The sequence below is a fragment of the Huintestinicola sp. genome (assembly GCF_051882455.1).
In the GTDB taxonomy this organism is placed as follows: domain Bacteria; phylum Bacillota; class Clostridia; order Oscillospirales; family Ruminococcaceae; genus Huintestinicola.
In genome coordinates this window covers 21,425-31,992 of record NZ_JBJERV010000071.1, presented here as the reverse complement: position 1 = coordinate 31,992, position 10,568 = coordinate 21,425, and the positions used below count along the sequence as shown (strand labels likewise).

The 10,568-nt window shown below is 51.2% G+C and carries 5 protein-coding genes; all 5 read left to right on the top strand.

Annotated features, from left to right (window positions below):
- The first annotated feature begins 294 nt into the window (after positions 1 to 294).
- The 5 genes from ACI4J0_RS09545 to ACI4J0_RS09525 all read left to right on the top strand — a co-directional run bounded on the left by ACI4J0_RS09545 (position 295) and on the right by ACI4J0_RS09525 (position 10,558).
- The gene (locus tag ACI4J0_RS09545; protein ID WP_439765580.1) at positions 295 to 1,326 is read left to right on the top strand and encodes a hypothetical protein; all 1,032 of its coding nucleotides are present in this window, start codon (positions 295 to 297) and stop codon (positions 1,324 to 1,326) included.
- 26 nt (positions 1,327 to 1,352) lie between these two features.
- Entirely contained in the window at positions 1,353 to 2,684 is a 1,332-nt protein-coding gene (locus tag ACI4J0_RS09540; protein WP_439765579.1) for a D-alanyl-D-alanine carboxypeptidase family protein, read from the top strand.
- A gap of 314 nt (positions 2,685 to 2,998) precedes the next feature.
- A complete protein-coding gene (gene gltB / locus ACI4J0_RS09535) occupies positions 2,999 to 7,570 on the top strand; it encodes a glutamate synthase large subunit (RefSeq protein ID WP_439765578.1) in 4,572 nt (1,523 codons plus the stop codon).
- 27 nt (positions 7,571 to 7,597) lie between these two features.
- Complete coding sequence (locus ACI4J0_RS09530) at positions 7,598 to 9,091, top strand: glutamate synthase subunit beta (RefSeq protein ID WP_439765577.1); 1,494 nt, start codon at positions 7,598 to 7,600, stop codon at positions 9,089 to 9,091.
- A 192-nt stretch (positions 9,092 to 9,283) separates the two neighbouring features.
- Positions 9,284 to 10,558 (top strand): SGNH/GDSL hydrolase family protein, encoded by a 1,275-nt coding sequence (locus ACI4J0_RS09525; RefSeq protein ID WP_439765576.1) that lies wholly within the window; start codon positions 9,284 to 9,286, stop codon positions 10,556 to 10,558.
- The last annotated feature ends 10 nt before the right edge of the window (positions 10,559 to 10,568 follow it).

The following is a 10,568-nucleotide window of genomic DNA, read 5'->3' as shown; positions in this document are numbered from 1 at the left end:
GAATGAAGAATGGTATGACCAGAGAGCAGGTCTTCAAGGGCTTTGCTTCTTCTGCCGAATTTAAGAATATGGTGGCTAAGTTCGGACTCTGATCTCCGAGGTTTCACAGACTATCATATCCCACCCCTTTCCGCTTCGGCGGAGAGGGGTGTTTTTATCATATACTCTATTTTTTAAATTACCCCTTGCAAAAACCTGCGGCTTGTGATATAATGTAAATATACATAAAAAATCAAATACGGGGGAACGGCGCAAAGCGTTCCCCTTTTTTATATTATTTCTAAGAGGTGCAAAATGGAAGATAAGGAAAAAATGCCCGAAAATGAAGGCAGTGAAAGCAAGGATAAAAAAGCGGGAAAGCCAAAGTCCTTTTTGCAGACAGTCCGCGAGATAGACGCCGCCGACAGGAAGGCGGAGCTTGCCGAAGAAGCCCGCATAGCCGAGGAACGTGCAAAGCGTGAGGAAAAGCAGCGCAAAGCCTATGAGGACAAGCTCAGACAGGAGCGCATAGAGCTTATGAAGCTCAGACAGGGCGTTATATCCGAGGAGGATATAGAGACCGCCCCCGAGGAAGTCCGCACCTATACCGTATGGGAAAAGATAGGCAACTTTTTTTATCATAACAAAGCCTTAATAATCGTAGGAGCAATGTTTTTAGCCCTTGTGATATTCCTCGTATACGATTTTATCCGCAAGGAGCGCCCCGATGTGCAGGCAATGTACATAGCCGCCGATTTTGATATGAGCTACTATTCGGGGGAGCTTACCGAGCAGTGGAGCAAATACTGTCCCGACTACAACGGTGACGGAGAGCCTCTTGCCCGTCTCTACTATGTCCCCACAGGCTATGCCGATGATACAATGGCGTCCCTTTACTATGCCCAGGGCGACCGCACAAAGCTTATCGGCGAGTTCCAGTCGGGCAATGTGGTAATGATAATCGGAGATAAGGACGCATATCAGTCCATAGGCGCCCTTGAGGACGTTTTCGCAGACTGCCGCGAGATATTCCCCGATGACCCCTACGCCGAGGAAATAGGCTACCGCCTTGCAGGGACCGACTTTATGGATATGCTCGGGGCGGACGCTGTAGACGATACCGACCTTTACGTTTCATTCAGAAAGCCCGTGGATACAATGGGAATGAAGAAGGAAAAAATGCAGGTAAATTACGACCATGCCGTTGAATTTTGGACAAATTTCCTTGCCGAGCACCGCATAGACGGTCTTGACCTGCCCCCCACACCCGATGTGCAGCCCCTGCCCATAGACGAGGCAAATTACGACTATATGGAAAGCGCCGAAAGCACATCTTCCGCAGAATGACCCATAAAAAAAGAAGGATACATAAAATGAAAAGAAATAAAATTTCTGCCGTTATACTGGCAGCCCTCACACTTTCCGCCTGCAGCTCCGTTGAGGACGTACCCGCCGAAACGGACGCACTCCCCGCAGGAGGCGATAACGTCATAGCCTCCGAGCCCATAAGCGATGAGACCATCGCCCCCGAGAGCACAAAGCCTGCCGAGACCTGGGCAGACTCCGAGGAACCGCCCATAGAGCTGCCCGTTCAGACCGAAGAAAGCCCTGCCGACGGAGAAATAACCGATATAGAGCTTACATATTACGAGATAACTCTTGAGCCGGGCGAGACCTCCATGCCCTGGGTAACCATGTATCCCGAGGACGCCGAGGACAAATCGGAAATATGGAGCAGCTCCGATGAAAGCATAGCCGAGGTAGATGGTAAAGGCAATATAACCGCCCTGTCCGAGGGAGAATGTGTGATAAAGGTGCAGTCGGCTGTGTGTCCCCATGTATATGCACAAGTGAATGTCACCGTCACATCAGAGGGCACAGAAGCTCATGACAGTGAAGAAATAACCGCCATAGAGCTTACATATTACGAGATAACCCTGAGACCGGGCGAAAGCTCCATGCCCCGGGTGACCATGTACCCCGAGGACGCCGATGATAGATCGGAAATATGGAGCAGCTCGGACGAGAGCATAGCCCGTGTTGACGATATAGGCAATATCACCGCCCTGTCCGAGGGAGAATGTGTGATAAAGGTGCAGTCCGCCGTATCTCCCAATGTATATGCGGAGGTGCGCGTCACCGTCATCGCCCTTCCCGCGCCTGCGGAAACAGAAGCAGCAGGCAGCTCACAGCTTACCTACATTGACGGCATACTCATCGCCAATAAGACCTATTCCCTTCCCGCCGATTATGCCCCGGGAGTAGACCCCGACGCACAGGCAGCCTTCGACAGAATGCAGTCCGCAGCAGCCGCAGAGGGGCTCAATATCTACATATCCTCGGGATTTCGCTCCTATGAATATCAGACGGAGCTTTACGAGAGATACGTTAAAAAAAGCGGCAAGTCGGAGGCAGACAGATATTCCGCCCGCCCGGGACATTCCGAGCATCAGACAGGGCTTGCCTTTGACCTCAACACCATCGACATCTCCTTTGCCGACACCGCCGAATACGATTGGTTAAAGGTACACTGCGCCGAATACGGCTTTTTGATCCGCTACCCCGAAAACGGCGAAAGCAAAACGGGATATATGTACGAGCCCTGGCATATAAGATACCTTGGGGTGGATACCGCCAAAAAGGTGTACGACAGCGGACTTACATTAGAAGAATATCTGGGCATCGACTCAAAATACTCCGAGTAATATCTTTATATATAATACATTTTGTAAATATAAAGTCACCCGACCCGAAAGCCGAACAGCCTTCGGGTCAATTTTTTTGCCCCTTGAGCCGCAAATTTGACACATCATTTTATATCTTTTTCATAAAATGAGCAAAAATCCCCTTAAAAGTATGATATTTCAAGTCAAAATGCAAGATTTTTATAAAAACTTGCAAAATTGTATTGACAAGGGAGATTTCCTGTGATAGAATTATAATATGCCGAAAAAGCCGGTATCTTTCAGGGAGGGTCACGGCTTTAATAGAGTACAGCAGAAAGTAAGGAGTAATGGCTATGGACAACTACAGAGTACAGGAACCATACGCAAAGCAGGGACTTTACGACCCCCGCTTCGAGCACGAGAACTGCGGAATAGGCGCAGTGGTAAATATGAACGGCGAGGCAGACTACAAGGTAGTTGACAGCGCCCTCAAGATCGTAGAAACTCTCGAGCACCGCGCAGGAAAGGACGCCGAGGGAAAAACAGGCGACGGCGTTGGAATACTTCTCCAGATATCCCACACCTTCTTCTCCAAGGTATGCGCCGAGGAAGGAATAAAGATAGGCGGCAAGAGGGAATACGGAATAGCCATGTTCTTCTTCCCCCAGTCCGAGGATAAGCTTAAAAAGTCAATGGCGACCTTTGAAAAGGTGCTTGCCGATGAAAAGCTCACATTTCTCGGCTGGAGAAAGGTTCCCGTAGAGCCTTCCGTATTAGGCTCCAAGGCGCTTGAAAGTATGCCCAACATCTATCAGGCATTTATCGAAAAGCCCGCTGACTGCGAAAAGGGACTTCCCTTCGACAGAAGGCTTTATATCGCAAGAATGGTATTTGAAAAGGCAGACAAGGAAACCTATGTAGTTTCCTGCTCCAGCCGTACAATAGTATATAAGGGAATGTTCCTTGTAGACCAGCTGAGAAAATTCTACAAGGACCTTGACTGTGAGGACTATCACAGCGCAATAGGCATCGTTCATTCCCGTTTCAGCACCAACACCAACCCCAGCTGGCAGCGCTCCCACCCCAACCGTATGATGGTCCACAACGGCGAGATAAACACCATTACGGGAAATGTGGATAAAATGCTCAGCCGCGAGTCCGTATTAAAGTCTGACTATATCGGCGACAGAATGAAGGACATCGTTCCTATCCTTGACGTAACAGGCTCCGACTCCGCCCGTCTCGATAATACCCTTGAATTTATGACAATGTCGGGCGTTGATCTGCCCCTTGCGGTAATAACTCTTATCCCCGAGCCCTGGCAGCACCAGACCACCATGAGCCGTGAAAAAAGAGCCTTTTATCAGTATTATGCAACAATGATGGAGCCCTGGGACGGCCCTGCCTCCATCATCTTCTCCGACGGCGATGTGCTGGGAGCAGTTCTGGACAGAAACGGACTCCGCCCCTCCCGTTACTACATCACCGACGATAACAAGGGCGGAAAATATCTTATCCTCTCCTCCGAGGTAGGCGCACTTGATATCCCCGTTGAGACGGTAGTTAAAAAGGAACGTCTCCACCCGGGAAAAATGCTCCTTGTAGACACCGTAAAGGGCGAGCTTATCGAGGACGAGAAGATAAAGGACTACTACAGCAAGAGACAGCCCTACGGCGAGTGGCTCGACCACAATTTCTACTCTCTCCACGAGTTCAATATCCCCAATAAAAAGCCCCTCAGATATTCGGGCGAGGAGCTTGAAAGACTCCAGCACGCCTTCGGATATACATACGAGGCTATCAGAAGCACAATGATACCCATGGCTCTCAATGCCTCCGAGCCTACCGCCGCCATGGGCGTAGATACTCCCATTCCCCCTCTCTCAAAGAAAAATCCCCCTCTCTTTGATTACTTCAAGCAGCTTTTCGCACAGGTAACAAATCCCCCCATCGACGCTATCAGAGAGTCGGTCATCACCGATACATCGGTATATCTGGGCACCTCGGGCAATATCCTCAAGGAGGACGAGAAAAACTGCCGCGTGCTCCAGATAAAGAACCCCGTTCTTACAAACCTTGACCTCTTAAAAATTCGCACCGCAAATATTGAGGGTCTTAAAACCGCGGACATCTCAATGCTCTACAAAAAGGACTCCTCCACCCTCAGACAGGCTATCGAAAGCCTCTACACCCAGGCAGACAAGGCACACGAAACGGGCGCGTCTATCCTTATCCTCTCCGACCGCGGCGTAGACAAGGATCACCTTGCTATCCCCTCTCTCCTTGCAGTGGCAGCTCTGGAAAATTACCTTGTTAAGACCAGAAAGAACACCGCTATCTCCATAATCGTGGAGACCGCCGAGCCTTACGAGGTGCACCACTTTGCAACGCTTCTCGGCTTCGGAGCAAGTGCCGTTAACCCCTACCTTGCAATGGATACTCTCTATGAGCTTACTTCCGGCAAGGCAATCGACAAGGAATACACCGAGGCTCTTAACTGCTATGTAAAGGCAATCGTCAGCGGCATTGTAAAGATCGCCTCCAAAATGGGTATCTCCACCATTCAGTCCTATCAGGGAAGTAAGATATTCGAGGCTCTGGGTATCTCAAAGAGCGTCTGCGACGAGTTCTTCCCCGATACCGTCAGCAGAGTGGGCGGCATTGACCTCGATGATATCAGCGAGCAGGTAATTGCCCGCCACGACGCCGCATTCGACCCCAGAGACCTTACCGTTAACGACGCAATGGAAAGCGTAGGCAGCCATAAGTCCAGAAGCGGCAAGGAGGAGCATATGTATAATCCCATGACTATACATCTTCTCCAGCAGGCAGCGTGGACAAACGACTACAGCCTTTTCAAGAAATATTCCGAGTATCTTAACGCCGAGGAGAGAAATCTCACCCTCAGAAGCACTCTTGACTTCAGATTTGCCCCCGACGGCGGCATACCCCTCGACGAGGTAGAAAGCGTCGAGAGCATTATGCACCGCTTTAAAACAGGCGCAATGTCCTACGGCTCCATCTCACAGGAAGCCCACGAATGTATGGCAATAGCCATGAATATGATAGGCGGCAAGTCCAACAGCGGCGAGGGCGGCGAGGACCTTGAAAGAATTATTACCGCAGGAATGCCGGAGGATAAATGCTCCGCTATCAAGCAGGTAGCTTCGGGACGTTTCGGCGTAACATCGAAATACCTTACCTCCGCAAAGGAAATTCAGATAAAAATGGCACAGGGCGCAAAGCCCGGCGAGGGCGGACATCTGCCCGCAAAGAAGGTATATCCCTGGATAGCAAAGACCCGTCACTCCACTCCCGGCGTGGCTCTTATCTCCCCTCCCCCTCACCACGACATCTACTCCATCGAGGACCTGGCACAGCTCATCTATGACCTGAAAAATGCCAACAAGGACGCACGAATTTCCGTTAAGCTTGTATCCGAAGTAGGCGTAGGCACCATTGCCGCAGGCGTTGCAAAGGCAGGCGCAGGCGTTGTGCTCATCTCGGGCTATGACGGCGGCACAGGCGCAGCACCCGGCAGCTCCATTCACAATGCAGGTCTCCCTTGGGAGCTGGGACTTGCGGAAACTCACAGAACACTTATTATGAACGGTCTGCGCTCCAAAGTCGTTATCGAAACAGACGGCAAGATGATGACAGGACGAGATGTAGTCATCGCCGCAATGCTGGGCGCAGAGGAATACGGCTTTGCCACCGCTCCTCTGGTAACAATGGGCTGCGTGATGATGAGAGTCTGCAACCTTGATACCTGCCCCGTAGGCGTTGCAACCCAGAACCCCGAGCTCAGAAAGCGCTTCAAGGGCAAGCCCGAGTATATCGTTAATTTCATGCGCTTTATGGCAATGGAAATGCGTGAGTATATGGCAAAGCTTGGCATACGCACCGTTGACGAGCTTGTAGGCCGCTCCGACCTCCTTGTAAAGAAGGATTTCCCCGCAGGCAGCAAGGCAGCAAAGATAGATATGTCGGAAATTCTCTCAAATCCCTATGCAGGCACCGACGCACCCTCTCACTTTGTTCCCGAGGACGTGTACGATTTCAAGCTTGAGGAAACGATCGATGAAAAGGTGATAATCCCCGCAATGGCTGAGGCACTTGAGAAGAAGGAGCCCAAGACCATAGATATCAAGGTAAATAACCTTAACAGAACTCTCGGCACCCTCTTCGGCTCCGAGATAACAAGAAGATATTACAACACCCTCGAGGACGACACCTATGTTGTCAAGTGCCACGGCTCGGGCGGACAGAGCTTCGGCGCATTCATTCCCAAGGGACTTACCCTTGAGCTTGAGGGCGACAGCAACGACTACTTCGGAAAGGGTCTCTCGGGCGGAAAGCTTGTGCTCTATGCACCCAAGGAGGCAAAGTACAGAGCCGATGACAATATCATCGTGGGCAACGTTGCACTCTTCGGCGCAACAAGCGGCAAGGCGTTCATCGCAGGCATCGCAGGCGAGCGCTTCTGCGTAAGAAACTCGGGCGCAACAGTAGTAGTAGAGGGCGTAGGCGACCACGGCTGCGAGTATATGACAGGCGGACGTGCGGTAATTCTCGGAAAAACAAGCAAGAACTTTGCGGCAGGAATGAGCGGCGGTATCGCTTATGTCCTTGACGAGGAATTCGACCTTTACACCAAGCTCAACAAGGCTCTCGTAGGCTTCTCCAAGCTCACCGAGGAGGAGGATATAAGCGAGCTTCGCTCCCTCATCGAGGAGCATACGCAGGCAACAGGCTCCGTACGAGGCAGAGAGATACTTGATAACTTTGACGAATATCTTCCCAAATTCAAGAAGATCATTCCCCACGACTATGCGAAGATGATGAACAGCATAAAGAAGTTCACCGCCGAGGGCATGAACCCCGACGACGCGCGTATCTCCGCATTCTATGAGAACACCAAGTAACAAACAGAAAGGAAGGAATGATTAACTATGGGAAAATCAACAGGATTTTTAGAGTATAAAAGAACCGAAAACGAGGGACTTGAACCCCTCGAGCGTATAAAAAATTACCGCGAGTTCCACACCCCCCTTGATATGGAGGCAAGAAAGAAGCAGGCAGCCCGCTGCATGGACTGCGGCGTACCCTTCTGCCAGTACGGCAAGCCCCTTCACAACGGAATGGTGTCGGGCTGTCCCCTCAATAACCTCTGTCCCGAGTGGAATGACCTTATCTACACCGACAGTATGGAAGAAGCGGCGCGCAGACTGCTGCTCACAAACAGCTTTCCCGAGTTCACCTCGAGAGTATGCCCCGCCCTCTGCGAAAAAGCCTGCACCTGCGGACTTAACGGAGACCCCGTCACCGTCAAGGAGAATGAGTATTCCATCATCGAATATGCCTATTCCCACGGTCTGATGGAGCCCTCCGCCCCCTCTGTGAGAACGGGCAAGACCGTAGCGGTAGTAGGCTCGGGACCCTCGGGTCTCGCCGCAGCCCAGCGCCTTAACAGACGCGGACATAAGGTCACCGTATTCGAGCGGGAGGACCACCCCGGCGGACTGCTTATGTACGGCATACCCAATATGAAGCTTGAAAAATCTGTCGTTGACCGCAGGATCAAGCTTATGGAAGCCGAGGGCGTTGAGTTTAAAACAAAGGTGAACGTCGGCAAGGATATCACCGCCGAGGAGCTTACCTCGAAATATGACGCAGTGGTGCTCTGCTGCGGCTCGGGCAATCCCCGAAATATCGAAGCTCCGGGACGTGACGCCAACGGCATTTACTATGCGGTGGATTTTCTCAAGGCAACCACCAAGAGCCTGATGGGCTCCAACCTCTCCGACGGCTACTACATCAGCGCAAAGTACAAGAACGTTGTCGTTATCGGCGGCGGCGACACAGGCAACGACTGTGTGGGAACAGCTATCCGTCACGGCTGCAAATCCGTAGTCCAGCTTGAGATGATGCCCAAGCTCCCCGACACAAGAGCCGACAACAACCCCTGGCCCGAGTGGCCCAGAGTGAACAAGACGGATTACGGTCAGGAGGAAGCTATAGCAGTATTCGGCAAAGACCCCAGAATTTATCAGACCACCGTAAAGCAGTTCATCAAGGACGAAAAGGGCAATATAAACTCCATCGAGACCATACGTCTCCAGCCCGTAAAGGACGAAGCCACAGGCAGGACCAAAATGGAGCAGGTAAGGGACAGCGAGGAAATTATCCCCGCAGACCTGGTCCTCATCGCCGCAGGCTTCTTAGGCACGGAAAAATACATCGCCGACGCATTCGGCGTAGAGCTTAACCCCAGGACCAACGTAGCCACCGCTTCTCCCGATACCTACAAGACCAACGTTGAAAAGGTGTTCACCGCAGGCGATATGCACCGCGGACAGTCCCTCGTTGTGTGGGCAATAAGAGAGGGCAGAGAGGCAGCAAAGGCAGTAGACGAGTATCTTATGGGCTACACCACATTAAGATAAGGGCACAGTTATATTATAGCACATCTGTGCTAATTTGTCAAGTCCTTTTGAAAATTTTGTTCTAAAAATTCTCCGCAGTCGGATATAGCTGCGGAGGATTTTTTTATGTGAGAGGATTTTTTTAGCCTTGAAATCCGTCATAAAAGGTGCTATAATATACATACATATAAAATTTGAAAGGATAATTTACCCATGAATAAAAAAATCCTCGCAGGCATTGCCGCGCTCCTTATGTGCGTAAGCATGACCGCCTGCAAATCGGAAGAAGCAGCCGCAACCGAAACCATGTCAGCCTCAGAGGAAACTGTCATCTCAGAGGAGACAGTCGCCGAAGCCGACCTGACCCCCACCGAGCCTGTTGACCTTGAAGCGGGTCTTACGGATAAAATGTACAGACGTGCCCTTTTGAACGAGGGAAACCGCTCCCGCCTTGCCGCAGCGATGAAAAAGGCTGAAAATGGCGAGCCCGTTACCGTAGGCGTTATCGGCGGCTCCATCACCCAGGGCAGCTGCGCCACTAACCCCGCAAACAGCTATGCAGGGCTGTTTAATACCTACTGGACGGAAAAATTTCCGAACAGCGAGATAACCTATGTGAACGCAGGCATAGGCGGCACAAATTCCTACCTTGGCGTTCACCGTGCGGACGAACAGCTCCTTTCCGCAAAGCCCGATGTGGTCATTGTGGAGTTTTCCGTAAACGACACCGACAAGGTAATGAACAAGTATTCCTACGACAGCCTTGTAAGAAAGATACTGAGCTCCGAGGGCGACCCTGCCGTTATCCTTCTTTTCACCACTCAGGAGGACGGCACCAGCTTACAGGACGTGCATAAGGAAATAGGACTTGCCTACGACCTGCCCATGCTCAGCTACCGTGAGGCGGTCTACCCCGAGGTAGCCGCAGGCACCCTTAACTGGAAGGACATCTCCCCCGACAATATCCACCCCAACGATGCAGGACACAGCCTTATCGGTCAGCTCCTTGCAAGATATCTTGACAGCGTTTACGATGACCTTGCAAACATAGACGATACAGACACAGCCTTCACCGCCGACGCCTATACCGCCGATTATTACAAGAATGCGACAATGCTCGGTGCCTCCGAAGCAGGCGCTTCCGAACTGAGCGGCTTTGAGATATCGGGCAATAAGGTCTACCCCGAGCTTTTCCCCGACAATTTCGTTACCGAGGGAGAGGGATATCTTAAATTTGATATCGAATGCCAGAATCTGGGAATATTCTACCTAAAGCAGACCGACGGCAAGGGCGGCAAATACGATGTCCTGGTTGACGGAGAAAGAAAGACCGTTCTTGACGCAGATTTCTCGGGAGGCTGGGGCAATTACGGCGAGCCTCAGCAGGTCATTATCGGCAAGGAAACAGGCAAGCACACCATTGAGATAAAGCTTTCCGAGGGCAGCGACAAAACCGCTCTCACCATTTTCGGAATAATGGTTTCGTAATCTTTTATAC